The sequence below is a fragment of the Acidocella aluminiidurans genome (assembly GCF_055383125.1).
Genome location: NZ_AP031589.1, coordinates 2,793,635 through 2,807,009, shown reverse-complemented (window position 1 = coordinate 2,807,009; position 13,375 = coordinate 2,793,635). Strand labels below are relative to the sequence as shown.

Here is a 13,375-nt window from a genome sequence, read left to right as displayed (position 1 = left end):
TGAACGAGTTGAGCATGGATGCAATCAATATCACTTACCGCGCGGCGATGTTTGACGGGCCGCCCGGCATCCATTGGCTGCGGCCCGGCTGGCGGGCATTGCGCCAATATGGCCGGCGGGCGCGCCTGGCCATCGAGGAAGCCGACCAGCCGACCAAGGCGCTGATGATTGCCCGCGCGGATGAGCTGCTGACCCTGCTCAGCGGCGTGCTGGATACGCAGGAGGGCAGCACGCTCGGCCCGGCCTTGATGACCATCTATGCCGCCTTGCGCTTCACCTTGCTGCGCGCCAATGCGGAGAACAGCCTGGAGGCGCTGCGGGATTTCGACGCCGCCTTGTCCCTGCTCGACACTGAGATGACCAACCAGCCCGAAAGCGTGGTGGCCGCATGACCAGCCGAATCCAATCCTACAGCCCGCAAGGCACGGATGCCGCCGCCAGCCCGCCGGTGCAAACCGCCAAGCCGGAAAGCGCTGCCGCCACCACCAGCCCGCAAACGGTGCAGACCGACAGCGTCACCCTCAGCGAAGCCGCACAGACCGGCACCGCCTTGCTCACCGCCGCCCGCACCTCCAGCGGTATCGACCAGGCCAACGTGACCGCCATCCGCCAGGCGCTGGCCAATGGCACCTATAATGTCTCACCGGAAACACTCGCCCAGGCCATCTCCACCGTGCTGAACGAGACCGGCTCGTGAGTGTCTCGGGGCAATTCCGGCCGGTGGAACTGCCGCCTCTGCTCAGCGAAAAGGCGAGCATCAGCGTCATTCTGCAAGATGGGCTGGCGCTGGTCGAGGATCTGAGCGCCAAGCTGCAGCGGCTGGACCAGCTGATGCTGAGCGGCAAGCCGAACGAAATCTCCCAGGAAGCGGCGCTGCTGGAGCAGGCGCTGAACCATGCCGCGCCCGCCTTCGCGGATATCGCGACGATGATGGGGCATCTCGGCGCCGCCAATCTGGCCGCCGCCGCCATCCAGCTGCGCGAGGCCGAACAGAGCGAGGCCGCCCGCCTGGCCGAGGCGCTGCGCGGCGCGCTGGGGCGCTTCGCCAAACGCTCCGCCGCCGCCAACCGGCGCGCCCAGCAGCTCAATAAAGGGCTGAGCGCGGCATTGCGCAGCCTGCAGGCCTTGGGCATGGCGGAGGCCGGGCGACTGATCGCCGAAGCCTGAAAACAACATCTTGAAAAATTTGCAAAAGTTTTTGGGGGGTGTGGGGACTTTTTTCAAAAAGTCCCCACGAAGGTTGGGGGTGGTGGCAACGAATGTGCCACCACCCCCAACCTCTTCGCCGCTTTTTTGAAAAAAAGCGGCACCAAAAAACTTTTGGCATAAAAAAAGCCGCCCGTTGGGCGGCTTTTTCGTAAGCGCTCCTCGCGAGTACGCTTACGCCTTGCGGGTGCCGATCCCAGCGAAGCGCTTGTTGAACTTCGCGACCTGGCCGCCCGTGTCCATCACGCGCTGCACGCCGGTCCAGGCCGGGTGGGACTTCGGATCGATGTCCAGACGCAATGTCTCGCCCGCGACGCCCATGCAGGAGCGGGTCTTGTATTCGGTCCCATCGGTCATGATGATGGTGACCTCGTGATAGTCCGGATGAATGTTGGCTTTCACCGTGTAAACTCCATACGAAAAAGCCGCCGATCCCGACCGGCAGCGAGGAAGGCCCGGCTTTACGCTGGCACGGCGGCGGATGCAAGGGCCGATCGCGCGAATCTGTCCGCCTGGGCCAGGGCTTCGCGCGCTTCGGGGAGGAAACTCTGGCTGATCTGCCAGACATGCGGCAGACCCGGCCAGATTGACAGCTCCACCTCGCCCCCGGCCTGGCGCACCTTCGCCGCCAGGCGGGTGGAATCATCCAGCAAGATCTCGCTATCGGAGACTTGGACCAGCATCGGCGGCAAGCCGTGCAGATCGCCGTAAAGCGGCGAGGCCAGCGGGTTGCGGGCCGAGGCCTTGCCCAGATAATGGCTGGCCGCCTCCTCGATGCGGTGGCCGATCAGCATGGCATCGCGCTTGGCGTTGGTTTTCACCGAGGCGCCGGTGGCGGCCAGATCCGTCCAGGGCGAGAACAGCACCAGGGCGGCGGGCAGCTCCAGCCCGGCCTCGCGCGCCGCCAGCATCAAGGCCAGGGCCAGCCCGCCCCCGGCCGAGTCCCCCGCCACCACCAGGTGCCGTGCCCCATGCGCCGCCAGCAGCCCGCGATAGGCGGCCAGCGCATCATCCACCGCCGCCGGAAACGGATGCTCCGGCGCCAGCCGGTAATCCGGAGCGAAGACCGAGAAGCCCAGCCGGGCAAAGCCGCCGGTGATCGGCCGGTGCGTGGCCGGTGAGCAGGCAAAATACCCGCCCCCGTGCAGATACAGCATCACCCGCCCGGCATGGCCCGGCTGGCGTGCCCATTCGCCCGGCACGCCCCCCTCCTGCGCCGCGGTAAAGGCCACCCCCGGCACCGCTTGCGGCGGACGCCGGCTAAAGGCGGCCCGCGCCTGCTGCGGCGTGAAGGCGCGCGCCAGCTTGCGCTTGACGAAGACGCGCAACAGCGGGTTGACCAGATAAGACTGCCAGCTGGGCATGGTTTTTGGCTCCGTCACGGTTTAGGCAAGCGGTGGCATCGCATTGCAACATGGCCCTGGCGCGGCCGTCCGCCAAGGCGTTGGGAGAGCTTAAATGGTCAGAGCACTGACAATACTGGTTTTGTACCAGCTGGTGGGCACCATCATCCAGCAAGGGCTGGGGCTACCGGTGCCGGGGCCGGTGATCGGGCTGATCCTGGCGCTGGCCTGGTTTCTGAAATTCGGGCCGCCGAGCGAGGAGCTGCGCCAGACCGCCCAGGGGCTGCTGAAATATCTCGGCCTGCTCTTCGTCCCCGCCGGGGTGGGCATCGTCAATGAATTCGCGGCCTTGCGGGAAAATGCTTTGGCCATTCTGGTCGCCATCGCCGTCTCCACCACGCTGGGGCTGCTGGTGACCGGGGTTACCATGCAATGGTTCCTCACCCGGCGCGAGGCCAAGCCCCATGCATAAGCTGCTGCCGCTGCCGTTCTTTCATGTCTGGGTCTATCTGCAGACGCAGCCGCTGCTCGGCCTGGCCGCCACGCTCTGCGCCTGGGAAGTGGCCGCCCTGCTGGACCAGCGCGCCGGCCACAAGGCCTATAGCAACCCGACCGTGCTGGCGGTGGCGATGCTGGTGGCCGCCTTGCTGCTCACCGGCACCAGCTACCAGACCTATTTCTCCGGCGCGGTCTATATCCATTTCCTGCTCGGCCCCGCCACCGTGGCGCTGGCGGTGCCGATGTATGCCAACTGGCCGGCCATCCGCCGCAATTTCGTGCCGATCCTGGTCTCGCTCGGCGCCGGCTCGCTGGTGGCTTCCCTGTCCGCGATGCTCATCGCCAAGGCGCTGGGGGCGCCGCATGAGGTGGTGATGTCGCTGGGGCCGAAATCCGTGACCACGCCGATCGCGATGGGCGTGGCGCAGCAGCTGGGCGGGTTGCCCGCCCTCACCGCCGTGTTCGTCATCATCACCGGGCTGTTCGGCACGCTGATCTGCGGGCCGCTCTACAAGGCGGCGCGGGTGCGGGCGTGGGAGGCGCAAGGGCTGGCGGCGGGGACGGCGGCGCATGGCATCGCCACCGCGCATATGATCCGGCTGAACGAAACCGCCGGCGCTTTTGGCGGGCTGGCGATCGGGCTGAACGGCATCGTCACCGCGATCATCGTGCCGCTGCTGGTGGCGCTGCTGCCGCTTTGAAAAAGAGCCTTTAGAGCATCAAGCTTTTAGCTTAATGCTCTAAATTTTGTTTTAGCGAGCAATTTCATGTGTTTATTTTGACGCTGGCGCGTCAACCTAAACACATATTGCTCTAAAAAACAAAAGTTTTTTGGTGCCGCTTTTTTACAAAAAAGCGGCGAAAACGCCGGGCGGCTGCCCCGACCTTGCCGCCCCCCGAACATGCGCCAAAAACGTTCATATCTTCTCAGCCTACGCATTATCGCACTGGCATCGAAACGATTTCGCGCCTAGGTTGCATCATGCAACGGATGCGACGCCTCGATGGTGTGCGCGGCCTGCTGGCGATGTATGTGCTGCTCAGCCACGCCCTGCCGCTGACCACCGCCCCCCTCTGGGCGCAACGCCTGTTCGCCCATGGCCAGGCGGCGGTGGAGTTGTTCTTCGCCCTCAGCGGGCTGGTGATCGCCGGCGCGCTGGAGCAGCATGGCGGGCGCTTCTGGCCCTTCATCCAGGCCCGCGCCCGCCGGCTGCTGCCGGTCTATCTCCTGGTGCTGGGCGCCGCGGTCAGCATCGAGGCCCTGGGCGATCCGCTCTCCGCCCTGCCCTGGACCGGCATGGCGGCGCGTGAGATCGTCTCCCCCGGCCTGCCGCAGCCGCTCTGGGCGCATCTGCTGGCGCATCTCACCTTGCTGCACGGGCTGATCCCCGACAGGCTGCTGCCTTATGGCTGGGTGACCTTGCTCGGCCCGGCCTGGTCGCTCTCCACCGAATGGCAGTTCTATCTGTTGATCGGCCTCGCCGCGCCGAAAAAGCTGGGCGGGCTGGCGGCGCTGCTGATGGGGGGGCGCTGCTCTATGCGCTGCTGCCGGCACATGCCGAATTCTCCCGCGCCTTCCTGCCCGCCCAGGCCGGCTGGTTCGCGCTCGGGCTGTGCAGCCGCATCTGGCTGCTCTCCGGCCGCGCGGCGCCGTTTCTCGCCTGCCTGGCCGGGCTCTGCCTGCTGGCGCTGCTGGGCACGCCGGAGCGCGCTTTTACCGCCTTGTTCTGGCTGGCGCTGATGCTGGCGCAGCGACAGCGCTGGGGGGCGCTTTTGGCCAATCGCAGGCTGCTCTATCTCGGCGCCGTCTCCTACCCGCTTTATCTGGTGAACGAGCCCACGGAGCGGCTGCTGGCGCTCTGGCTCGGCCCGGCTCTGGCCGCGCATCCGGGCTGGTTCAGCCTCGTTTTCCTGGCGCTGGCGGTGCTGGGCTCCTGCGGCCTCGCGGCGGCGCTGCATCACCTCGTCGAGCTGCCCTTTATGCGGCGGGGTAAGAAAAAATTATTCCCTCTGGTTATTGCCCGCCCGGTCCGGGAATGACAGCATCGGGGCATGGATTTCATCTTCATGCTCACCCGCCACGACCGCACGGTGCCGGACTGCCTGGCGGTTCTGGACGAAATCGCCCCGCTCGGGCTGCGCCATATCGGCTTCAAGGATATCGGCGCGGATGCGGAGACGCTGCGCACCCTGAATGCGCGGATCAAGGCGGCGGGGGCGGTCTCCTATCTCGAAGTCGTCGCCACCACCCCGCAAACCGCGCTGGACTCGGCGCGGATCGGCAAGGCGATCGGGGTGGACCGGCTGCTGGGCGGCACCGAGGTGGCGGCGACGCTGGCGCTGCTGGCGGACACCGGCATCGGCTATTACCCCTTCCCCGGCACGCCCATCGGCCACCCCACCCGTCTCGGCGGCGATGCGGCGCTGGTGGAGGCGCATTGCGCCGATTTCGTCGCCCAGGGCTGCGCCGGGGCGGATCTGCTCGCCTACCGCGCCACCGCGGCCGATCCGCTGTCGCTGGTGCGCGCCGCGCGGCGCGGGCTGGGGACCAGAAAGCTGATCTGCGCCGGCGGGGTGGATAGCCCCGCCCGCATCGCGGCCCTGCGCGATGCCGGGGCGGATGGCTTCACCGTCGGCTCCGCCGCCTTTGACGGCGCCTTCGCGCCGGGCGAAACTCTCGCCGGGCAGTTGCGAGCGATCATGTCATGCGTCTGAAGGGCAAACGGGTTTTCATCACCGGGGCGGCGGGCGGCATCGGCCGCGCCACGGCGGAAAAATGCGCCGCCGAGGGGGCGCGGGTGATCTGCGCCGATCTGCACGCAAACACCGCCGAGGCGGTGGCCGCCACGATCCGCGCGGGCGGCGGCGAGGCCTTCGCGGTGGCGGGCGATCTGACGCAGGAGGAGGCCTGCGCCGCGATGATCGCCCAATCCGTGCGGCATTTCGGCGGGCTGGATGTGATTTTCAACAATGCCGGCATCTGCCGCACTGACGATGCCGGGCCGGTGGAAACCACGCTGGAAAGCTGGAACGCCACCCTCGCCGCCAACCTCACTTCGGTTTTTCTCTGCTGCAAGGCGGCGATTCCGCATCTGCTCGCTTCCGGCAACGGCGTCATCATCAACAACGCCTCCATCGTCGCGCTGGTCGGCTCCGCCTTTCCGCAGATCGCCTACACCGCCGCGAAAGGCGGCGTGCTGGCGATGACGCGTGAGCTCGCCATCATGTATGCAAGGCAGAAGCTGCGCGCCGTCGCCATCTGCCCTGGCCCCACCGCGACGCCTTTGGTGAAGGCGTTTCTGGCGGATGAAGAGGCCTGGGCGCTGCGCCGGCGCTATATCCCGATGGGCCGCCTCGCCGAGCCCGCCGAGATCGCCAACCTTGTCGCATTCCTGGCATCCGATGACGCCAGCTTCATTACCGGCTCCGCCTACACGATCGATGGCGGCCTCACCGCCTCCTATGTCATCGATGACTCGCAAATTTGAAAATAACGAGCTTCTTAAAAGCACCTTCATGACATCGAATATGCTTGCGCGGGCGGCACCGCATGCCGACTCTCAGGGTTCCAAAACCCCGAGGAGACACCAGCATGTTCTACCACAGAAAAGAACTCTTCTATCCCGTGAATGTCGGCACGCCGGATCCGCAATTCGGCCAGTTTCTGCTGGAACAATTTGGCGGCGCCACCGGCGAGCTCACCGCCGCCCTGCAATATTGGGTGCAGTCCTTCCATGTCGAAAACCCGGCGCTGCGCGACATGCTGCAGGATATCGCGCTGGAGGAATTCAACCATCTGGAAATGGTCGGCAAGCTGATCACCCAGCACACCGCCAAGCTCGACCAGACCAAGGTCTACGAGGCGCCGCTTTTCAAAATGAAAGGCATCGGGCCGCATTTCGTCGACAGCCAGGGCTCGGCCTGGACCGCGACCTACATCAACGAGGGTGGCAACGTGGTGCGCGATCTGCGCGCCAATATCGCGGCGGAAGGCGGGGCACGGCAGACCTACGAAGCGCTGCTGAAATGCACCAAGGACAAGGGCACCATCGACGCGCTGACACATCTGCTCACCCGCGAAATCACCCACACCAACATGTTCATGAAAGCGCTCGACGCCATCGGCAAACTCGACGATCCGATGTTCGGCAATGTCAAGCCGGACGACACGGTGGATGTGGTGTTCAATCTCAGCCAGGGCGAGGAGGGGCGCGGCCCCTGGAACGAGGCGCCGTTCGACTATATCGAAAACCCGCAGCCCAAGGGCAAGATTCCCGCCTCCCCAGCCAATCCGGACGACGAGAAAATCCATCTCGCCGCCGAATAACATCGCCGCGGGCGGGCTGAGATGCCCGCCCTCTGCCGCGATTGCGACGCGATCTGCCAAGGCCCCGCCTGCATCAAATGCGGCGGGGTGCGAATTGTTTCGCACCCAGAGCTGTTCACCTTGTCGATCGCCCATATTGATTGCGATGCCTTCTACGCCGCGGTGGAAAAGCGCGACCATCCGGAATTGCGCGACAAACCGGTGATCGTTGGCGGCGGGGTGCGCGGCGTGGTCTCCACCTGCTGCTATATCGCGCGCATCCATGGCGTGCGCTCCGCGATGCCGATGTTCAAGGCCAGGCAGCTTTGCCCCAACGCCGTGGTGCTGCGCCCGGACATGGCGAAATATGCCACCGTCTCGCGCCAGGTGCGGGAGATGATGGAGGCGCTGACCCCGCTGGTGCAACCGCTTTCCATCGATGAAGCCGCCCTCGACCTCTCCGGCACCCAGGCGCTGCACGGCGCGCCGCCGGCCATCGTGCTGACCCGTCTGGCACGGCGGATCGAAACGGAGCTCGGCATCACCATCTCCATCGGGCTGGCGCGCAACCGCATGCTGGCCAAGCTGGCGGCCGAGCGCGGCAAGCCGCGCGGCTTTGCCGTGTTGGGTGAGGAAGCGGAGAAGCTGCTCGCCAATGAAAAAGTCGGGCTGCTGCCCGGCATCGGCCCGGCCCAGGTGAAAAAGCTTGAAGCCTTGGGGCTGATCACCATCGCCCAGCTCGCCGCGCTGGAGCCGGCCCAGGCCGCCAGGCTCGGCAATGAGGGGCTGGCGCTGGTCGCCCGCGCCCGGCTGGAAGATACCCGCCCCGTCCGGGCTGAGCGCGAGAGCAAATCCATCAGCGCCGAAACCACCTTCGAGACCGATCTCTCCGACCGCACCGCGCTGGAAGCCGCGCTCTGGCCGCTCTGCGAGAAGCTGGGGCGGCGCCTGCACCGCGAGGATGCCGCCGCCGCCGGTCTGGTGCTGAAGCTGAAAACCGCGGATTTCCAGCAGCGCACCCGCAGCCAGCGCCTGCCCGCCCCCACCCGCCTGCCCGAGACCATCTTCGAAGCCGCCCAGGCCCTGCTGGCCGCGGAGGCCACCGGCACACGCTTCCGGCTCATCGGCATCGGCGCAGCACCTTTGGCCCCTTCCGCCCAGGCGGATCTGGGCGATCTGGCCGATACCGCAACGCCCCGCCGCCGCGCCCGGCAGGACGCCATCGACGCCTTGCGCTCGCGGTTTGGGGAACAGGCCGTTCAGCGCGGCCGCAGCTTGCGCCCGCCCAGGGGGAAGGATTAAAACCCGACGGCTTCAGGGGATTTTAACGATGAGCGCTGCCGTAGATACCAGCCTGTTCCGCGAGGCGATGGCCCGCATGGGCGCCGCCGTTAACATCATCACCACGCGCGGCCCGCAGGGTGATGTCGGCATGACCGTCTCCGCCGTCTGCTCGGTGACCGACAGCCCGGCCACGCTGCTGGTCTGCATCAACCGCACCAGCCGCCAATATGAGGCCTTCAAGGAAGCCGGCATCATCTGCGTGAATGTGCTGGCGCATGAGCATGAGGCGCTCTCCCCGATCTTCGCCGGCAAGGGCGATCTCGGCATGGAAGAGCGCTTCAGCCATGGAAGCTGGATCCGCCTCGTCACCGGCGCCCCGGCGCTTGAGGCCGCCACCGCCAGCCTGGACTGCAAGGTGGTGCAGCAGACCGAAGTGGGCACCCATACCGTGTTCTTCTGCGAGGTGCAGGCCATCCATCTCGGCCCGACCGGCTCTGGGCTGGTGTATCATGGCCGGGCCTATCATCAGATTCTGGCGAAGCTGGGGTAAAGTCTTGGGGACTTTTTGAAAAAAGCCCCCAAAACTTTTACGACTCAGGCGGCGCGGAGTGTCTCGATTTTCGCCAGAATCGCCGCTGCGAGATTGAGGCCGTCGAACCGGGCGATCTGCTGCAGCCCGGTCGGCGAGGTGACGTTGATCTCGGTGAGATAATCCCCGATCACGTCGATCCCGGTGAATAGCAGCCCCTGCGCCTTCAAGGTCGGGCCGATCGCCGCGCAAATCTCCTGCTCGCGCGCCGTCAGCCTGGTCGGCTCCGCCTTGCCGCCGGCATGCATGTTGGAGCGCGAATCCCCCTCCGCCGGCACCCGGTTGATCGCCCCCAGCGGCTCGCCATCGATCAGGATGATCCGCTTATCCCCTTGCGCACCGCCGGCTCGTAGCGCTGCACCATCAGCGGCTCGCGCGAGGCGGCGAAGAACATGTCCAGCAGCGAGCCGAGATTCTCATCATCCGGCTTGATCCGGAACACCCCGATGCCGCCATTGCCGAAGAGCGGCTTCACGATAATATCCTTATGCAGTGCCCGGAAATCCCGGATCGCGCCGCGATCCCAGGAGATCAGCGTCGGTGGCATCAGCTGCGGGAAATGCGTCACCAGCAGCTTCTCCGGCGCGTTGCGCACGGAAGCCGGGTTGTTCACCACCAGCGTTTTGGGGTGGATATGCTCCAGCAGATGCGTCGCGGTGATATAGGCCATGTCGAAGGGCGGGTCCTGGCGCATCAGCACCACATCCATGCTGCCCAGATCGATCACCTGCTCATCGGCGAATTTATAATGCGCGCCTGCCTCGTTGCGCACCTCCACCGGCCGCACCCGGGCTTTCAGCACGGCGCCGTCCAGCCACATATGCGGCACTTCATAATGCCAGAGTCGATGGCCCCGGGCCTGGGCTTCCAGCATCAGCGCGAAGGTGGAATCGCCGGTAATATCGATGCTGTGCAGCGGGTCCATCTGCACGGCGATGTTCAAAGACGCCATTTTGTCCTCATGACTGACTAGCCTTAGGCTATCAGGAGGAGGCGTTGCGCTCCAGAGCCGCCGCCGCGACGGGATGTTCCAGGCTCATCATGCAGCTTTGCGGGTCATCCCCGGCATCCGCCACCGCCGCCGCCACGCGCGGCACGCCATGCGCATCCGGATAGAGGAACACATTCATGCCGCAGATCGGCGAATGATACAGCCAGACCTGGGCCTGCCCGTCCGTGCGGCGCAGCGAGGGCTGGCCGAAATCCGCATTCAGCACCTGCGGCGTCGAGCCTTTCAGGGCTTGTTCCGATTGTGGCAGATCATTGCTGGCGGCGATTTTCGGCGGCGCCGCACAGGCGCCCAAGCCCCCCAGCCCGGCCAGCGTGAATAAAATACGGAAAACAGCCCGCTTCGCCATGAAAGCCCTGGGGAAAACAAAAAAACCCTGCTCTCCCTTATCAAAACCCGAAGCGGCTTGCACCGGGGCCTAACAAGTTATCAACAATTTTTTTTGCTGAAAATCCTGCCGGGGATTGTCACATTGAAATCAAGAGGCCGCCTTAATCATGCCTTTGTTGCAATGCACTGTAACAAGCATGGACATAGCGTCCGAGCGTTTTCGAACAGAGGGTAAATCAATGCCTGCCAATATGCTGAAGACCGAGGCCGAACTTCGCAACGCCGTGATCGACCGGCTGATCGCGGCATCTCTGAACGATGGCAAGCCCGCCCGTGAGGCGACGCTGGAGCGCTGGCGCGCCCTGGGCACCCAAAAGCTGCCGACGGCCGAGAGCGCCAGCCGCTAAACCGCCGTACCGGCGCCGCATCGCGCCTGCACATGCTGGCCAGCCGCGAGGCTGGCCCCTGCAACGGGAGCTGATACCCGTTGGCTCATCGAAGCCGCCTCCTTATATTACGGGCAGACCTGCCCCAAGGAGACGGCCATGAGCACAGACAGCAAGACTGTCTTTCCCTTTACATTATCGGATGCCGAGTGGCGCGCGCGCCTGACGCCCGACCAATATGCCATTCTGCGCGAACACGCGACCGAGCGGCCCGGCACCTGCGCGTTGAATTATGAGAAGCGCGCCGGCAGCTTCGCCTGTGCCGGCTGCGGCCAGACCCTGTTCATCTCCGGCACCAAGTTCGAGAGCGGCACCGGCTGGCCCAGCTTCAACGAGCCGGTTGAGGGCGCCATCGGCACCACCATCGATCGCAGCCACGGCATGATCCGCATCGAGGCGCATTGCAGCAATTGCGGCGGCCATCTCGGCCATGTGTTCGAGGACGGCCCGCCGCCCACCGGGCTGCGCTATTGCATCAATGGCGAAGTGCTGGATTTCCACCCGGCCTGAAGCGAAACCAGAACAGGGTCTTCAGCCTTTGGCCGAAGACCCTGTTCTTTATTCTCCTGGACCGGACCTCAGCCATCAAACCAAAAAAAACCTGCCTTGGCGTGCCAAGGCAGGTTTCCAGGTGAGATCCGGGAGCCGGATTAGATGAAAGTGATCACATTGTGGGCGCCGTTGACGCTCACCTGGCTCGTGGTCACGTTCGAAAGAGTGATCACTGTGTTGTCGGACAGCAGGATCTGCGTGCCGCCCGTCAGACCAGCCTGGACGCTCTCGACAGACGGGCCGCCGGCACCGCTGGTAGGAGACTTCAGCAAGTTGATGGTGTCGTTGCCGCTGAAATCATTGATGGTGAAGGAGGAGCCGCCAAAGGTCAGCGCCTGGCCACCCGTGGTGGTATAGGTGCCGAGCACGTCGAACACGTTCTGCGAACCGGAGACGGTGGAACCGGTCAGGGTCGTGGCGTCGACATTGCCGATCAGGAAGGTCTGGGTGCCGGAGCCGCCCGCGGAGGCGAGACCGCCAACCGCCTGGATGGAGCCAATGCCAGGCTCTTCAAGACCAAGATAGAAGCCGTTCACGGTGCCGGCACCCATCAGCGTCTCGCCGCCGGCGCCGCTGAACAGCTGGTTGTTGGCGCCACCAGCGATCAGGGTGTCGCCTTGGCCACCGCCGACCAAGGTCGAGCTGCCGGTGCCGCCATTGATGGAATTAAAACCACCGCGGCCGCCGACATAGAAGCCGCCGCCGCTGCCACCGAACACGGTGATGGAGTTCGGAGCGTAAACCTGCTGGCCGCCAGCAACAGAGTAGGAGCCGGAGAAGATGGTCTGCGCCTGGGAGGAGGCGTTCACAAAGTCCAGGCTACCACCAGCGTTGGTGTGGAACACCACGCTGACCTTGGAATTGTCCGAGGCGGTCACGGTCGCGACATCGCCGCCGCCGAGGAAGACGGAGGTGGTGGCGTTGCCGGTCGCGTTCACGGTCTCGACACCGTTGGTGCCGTTGAAGTTCAGCGTGTCGTTGCCCGCGGAGGTCACATTGTAGCTGGAGCCATTGCCGGTCGCGTTCAGCGAGTCAGCGCCGCCGGCAGCGAAGATCGAGCCGGTGCCGCCGCCAACATTATAGGTGACATTGCTGTTGCCGCCGAAGATCGCGACGGAGGTGGAGGCCACTCCATCGACGGTCACGCTGCCCGGAACCTGCACGAACAGGTCGGTGGTGCCGGCGGCGACACTCGCCACGCCAGTCGCGGCGCCGCTGGTGGAGGCGCCAACGGAGTCAACATTGGTGATTTCGGTGAAGTGGGACGTATCTGAGTTGTTGACCGTGAACACCTTACCGGCGGCGATATCGTTATTGGTGAAGCTTGCGGTCCCACCGGTCACGGACGCCGTAACGCCGTTCAGATAGGTCTGCAACAGAGTGTTAACCGAGCTCGACAGAGCGGACGGAACACTGAGAATACCATTCTGGCCGTTAAACGCGCCACCTACAGTCAAAGATCCGCTCATAATAACCCCTTAAAATCTCCACCTTTGTGCGTTTAGTACCGCCTCCGAAGCGGAATTGCAAGGGAAAGGCCACCTCAGATTGTTAAGAACGTGTTGCGAAGCACAAAAATTTTTGCCCCAAAAAGTGGATTTAATTGATGGTATTGATTAGAAGCCAATTAAAAATACAAATAAAGCCGCTACGCCCGAGCAAAACTGACTATCATTGTAGACTTATTGCTTTTTATTAGACAAGTCTCTGTTTTTTCGTTTCTTCTACAAAACAAGCTTCATTCTTGGAACTTCGTCTAAATAATGTTGAATTTTAGTCGTTCCGAAATCGTTCTTGAAGCCCCGTTTTCAT

At 64.3% G+C, this 13,375-nt stretch carries 18 protein-coding genes and 1 pseudogene; 14 read left to right on the top strand and 5 right to left on the bottom strand.

Annotation, left to right across the window (positions count from 1 at the left end; translation table 11 throughout):
* The first annotated feature begins 14 nt into the window (after positions 1–14).
* The 3 genes from ACZ46S_RS13835 to ACZ46S_RS13825 are packed head-to-tail and all read left to right on the top strand — an operon-like array spanning position 15 to position 1,167.
* Positions 15–392: a flagellar protein FliS gene (locus ACZ46S_RS13835; protein ID WP_144052725.1), complete on the top strand. Its 378-nt coding sequence runs from the start codon at positions 15–17 to the stop codon at positions 390–392.
* Positions 389–697 carry a flagellar biosynthesis anti-sigma factor FlgM gene (gene flgM / locus ACZ46S_RS13830; RefSeq protein ID WP_464062176.1) on the top strand — a complete coding sequence of 103 codons (309 nt, stop codon included), beginning with the start codon at positions 389–391 and terminating at the stop codon, positions 695–697. The genes ACZ46S_RS13835 and flgM overlap by 4 nt, the downstream gene beginning before the upstream one ends.
* Positions 694–1,167 carry a hypothetical protein gene (locus ACZ46S_RS13825; RefSeq protein WP_295739632.1) on the top strand — a complete coding sequence of 158 codons (474 nt, stop codon included), beginning with the start codon at positions 694–696 and terminating at the stop codon, positions 1,165–1,167. The genes flgM and ACZ46S_RS13825 overlap by 4 nt, the downstream gene beginning before the upstream one ends.
* A gap of 213 nt (positions 1,168–1,380) precedes the next feature.
* On the opposite strand, the gene rpmE is transcribed toward ACZ46S_RS13825, so the two are convergent.
* Both rpmE and ACZ46S_RS13815 read right to left on the bottom strand, forming a co-directional pair.
* The gene (gene rpmE / locus ACZ46S_RS13820) at positions 1,381–1,608 is read right to left on the bottom strand and encodes a 50S ribosomal protein L31 (RefSeq protein WP_295739634.1); all 228 of its coding nucleotides are present in this window, start codon (positions 1,606–1,608) and stop codon (positions 1,381–1,383) included.
* Positions 1,609–1,667: 59 nt separating this feature from the next.
* Positions 1,668–2,570 carry an alpha/beta hydrolase gene (locus ACZ46S_RS13815; RefSeq protein WP_464062175.1) on the bottom strand — a complete coding sequence of 301 codons (903 nt, stop codon included), beginning with the start codon at positions 2,568–2,570 and terminating at the stop codon, positions 1,668–1,670.
* A gap of 94 nt (positions 2,571–2,664) precedes the next feature.
* Here ACZ46S_RS13815 and ACZ46S_RS13810 point away from each other — a divergent pair, with 94 nt between their 5' ends.
* The 9 genes from ACZ46S_RS13810 to ACZ46S_RS13770 all read left to right on the top strand — a co-directional run bounded on the left by ACZ46S_RS13810 (position 2,665) and on the right by ACZ46S_RS13770 (position 9,187).
* Positions 2,665–3,021 carry a CidA/LrgA family protein gene (locus ACZ46S_RS13810; RefSeq protein ID WP_464062174.1) on the top strand — a complete coding sequence of 119 codons (357 nt, stop codon included), beginning with the start codon at positions 2,665–2,667 and terminating at the stop codon, positions 3,019–3,021.
* Positions 3,014–3,748, top strand: a complete 735-nt coding sequence (locus ACZ46S_RS13805) for an LrgB family protein (RefSeq protein ID WP_295739639.1) — start codon at positions 3,014–3,016, stop codon at positions 3,746–3,748. Before ACZ46S_RS13810 ends, ACZ46S_RS13805 begins: the two co-directional genes overlap by 8 nt.
* Before the next feature lie 290 nt (positions 3,749–4,038).
* Positions 4,039–4,788 (top strand): acyltransferase family protein, encoded by a 750-nt coding sequence (locus ACZ46S_RS13800; RefSeq protein ID WP_464062173.1) that lies wholly within the window; start codon positions 4,039–4,041, stop codon positions 4,786–4,788.
* The gene (locus ACZ46S_RS13795) at positions 4,788–5,087 is read left to right on the top strand and encodes a hypothetical protein (protein WP_464062172.1); all 300 of its coding nucleotides are present in this window, start codon (positions 4,788–4,790) and stop codon (positions 5,085–5,087) included. Before ACZ46S_RS13800 ends, ACZ46S_RS13795 begins: the two co-directional genes overlap by 1 nt.
* A 12-nt stretch (positions 5,088–5,099) precedes the next feature.
* Positions 5,100–5,762: a hypothetical protein gene (locus ACZ46S_RS13790; RefSeq protein ID WP_464062171.1), complete on the top strand. Its 663-nt coding sequence runs from the start codon at positions 5,100–5,102 to the stop codon at positions 5,760–5,762.
* Positions 5,753–6,535: an SDR family NAD(P)-dependent oxidoreductase gene (locus ACZ46S_RS13785; protein ID WP_464062170.1), complete on the top strand. Its 783-nt coding sequence runs from the start codon at positions 5,753–5,755 to the stop codon at positions 6,533–6,535. Before ACZ46S_RS13790 ends, ACZ46S_RS13785 begins: the two co-directional genes overlap by 10 nt.
* Positions 6,536–6,639: 104 nt before the next feature.
* Positions 6,640–7,374 (top strand): manganese catalase family protein, encoded by a 735-nt coding sequence (locus ACZ46S_RS13780; RefSeq protein WP_008494008.1) that lies wholly within the window; start codon positions 6,640–6,642, stop codon positions 7,372–7,374.
* Between the two features lie 21 nt (positions 7,375–7,395).
* Entirely contained in the window at positions 7,396–8,655 is a 1,260-nt protein-coding gene (locus ACZ46S_RS13775; RefSeq protein WP_464062169.1) for a DNA polymerase IV, read from the top strand.
* A gap of 28 nt (positions 8,656–8,683) precedes the next feature.
* Positions 8,684–9,187, top strand: coding sequence for a flavin reductase (locus tag ACZ46S_RS13770; RefSeq protein WP_295739649.1), 504 nt, complete (start codon positions 8,684–8,686; stop codon positions 9,185–9,187).
* Between the two features lie 44 nt (positions 9,188–9,231).
* Here ACZ46S_RS13770 and gshB read toward each other — a convergent pair.
* Both gshB and ACZ46S_RS13760 read right to left on the bottom strand, forming a co-directional pair.
* Positions 9,232–10,178, bottom strand: a pseudogene (gene gshB / locus ACZ46S_RS13765) (glutathione synthase).
* Between the two features lie 31 nt (positions 10,179–10,209).
* Positions 10,210–10,584 (bottom strand): hypothetical protein, encoded by a 375-nt coding sequence (locus tag ACZ46S_RS13760; RefSeq protein WP_295739654.1) that lies wholly within the window; start codon positions 10,582–10,584, stop codon positions 10,210–10,212.
* A gap of 220 nt (positions 10,585–10,804) precedes the next feature.
* On the opposite strand from ACZ46S_RS13760, the gene ACZ46S_RS13755 reads away from it, so the two are divergent.
* Together ACZ46S_RS13755 and msrB are read left to right on the top strand one after the other, a co-directional pair.
* The gene (locus ACZ46S_RS13755; protein WP_295739656.1) at positions 10,805–10,972 is read left to right on the top strand and encodes a hypothetical protein; all 168 of its coding nucleotides are present in this window, start codon (positions 10,805–10,807) and stop codon (positions 10,970–10,972) included.
* Between the two features lie 138 nt (positions 10,973–11,110).
* Positions 11,111–11,521: a peptide-methionine (R)-S-oxide reductase MsrB gene (msrB, locus tag ACZ46S_RS13750; protein WP_464062168.1), complete on the top strand. Its 411-nt coding sequence runs from the start codon at positions 11,111–11,113 to the stop codon at positions 11,519–11,521.
* A 140-nt stretch (positions 11,522–11,661) separates the two neighbouring features.
* Here msrB and ACZ46S_RS13745 read toward each other — a convergent pair whose 3' ends face one another.
* Positions 11,662–13,032, bottom strand: coding sequence for a beta strand repeat-containing protein (locus ACZ46S_RS13745; protein WP_464062167.1), 1,371 nt, complete (start codon positions 13,030–13,032; stop codon positions 11,662–11,664).
* Positions 13,033–13,375 lie beyond the last annotated feature (343 nt).

Bases quoted from the DNA above. Each gene is read 5' to 3' on its own strand.
- msrB (WP_464062168.1), top strand. From the start codon at position 11,111: ATGAGCACAGACAGCAAGACTGTCTTTCCCTTTACATTATCGGATGCC.
- ACZ46S_RS13780 (WP_008494008.1), top strand. From the start codon at position 6,640: ATGTTCTACCACAGAAAAGAACTCTTCTATCCCGTGAATGTCGGCACG.
- ACZ46S_RS13815 (WP_464062175.1), bottom strand. From the start codon at position 2,570: ATGCCCAGCTGGCAGTCTTATCTGGTCAACCCGCTGTTGCGCGTCTTC.
- ACZ46S_RS13800 (WP_464062173.1), top strand. From the start codon at position 4,039: ATGCGACGCCTCGATGGTGTGCGCGGCCTGCTGGCGATGTATGTGCTG.
- ACZ46S_RS13810 (WP_464062174.1), top strand. From the start codon at position 2,665: ATGGTCAGAGCACTGACAATACTGGTTTTGTACCAGCTGGTGGGCACC.
- ACZ46S_RS13745 (WP_464062167.1), bottom strand. From the start codon at position 13,032: ATGAGCGGATCTTTGACTGTAGGTGGCGCGTTTAACGGCCAGAATGGT.
- ACZ46S_RS13770 (WP_295739649.1), top strand. From the start codon at position 8,684: ATGAGCGCTGCCGTAGATACCAGCCTGTTCCGCGAGGCGATGGCCCGC.
- ACZ46S_RS13760 (WP_295739654.1), bottom strand. From the start codon at position 10,584: ATGGCGAAGCGGGCTGTTTTCCGTATTTTATTCACGCTGGCCGGGCTG.
- ACZ46S_RS13755 (WP_295739656.1), top strand. From the start codon at position 10,805: ATGCCTGCCAATATGCTGAAGACCGAGGCCGAACTTCGCAACGCCGTG.
- ACZ46S_RS13775 (WP_464062169.1), top strand. From the start codon at position 7,396: ATGCCCGCCCTCTGCCGCGATTGCGACGCGATCTGCCAAGGCCCCGCC.
- ACZ46S_RS13835 (WP_144052725.1), top strand. From the start codon at position 15: ATGGATGCAATCAATATCACTTACCGCGCGGCGATGTTTGACGGGCCG.
- ACZ46S_RS13795 (WP_464062172.1), top strand. From the start codon at position 4,788: ATGCTGGCGCAGCGACAGCGCTGGGGGGCGCTTTTGGCCAATCGCAGG.
- flgM (WP_464062176.1), top strand. From the start codon at position 389: ATGACCAGCCGAATCCAATCCTACAGCCCGCAAGGCACGGATGCCGCC.
- ACZ46S_RS13805 (WP_295739639.1), top strand. From the start codon at position 3,014: ATGCATAAGCTGCTGCCGCTGCCGTTCTTTCATGTCTGGGTCTATCTG.
- ACZ46S_RS13790 (WP_464062171.1), top strand. From the start codon at position 5,100: ATGGATTTCATCTTCATGCTCACCCGCCACGACCGCACGGTGCCGGAC.
- ACZ46S_RS13785 (WP_464062170.1), top strand. From the start codon at position 5,753: ATGCGTCTGAAGGGCAAACGGGTTTTCATCACCGGGGCGGCGGGCGGC.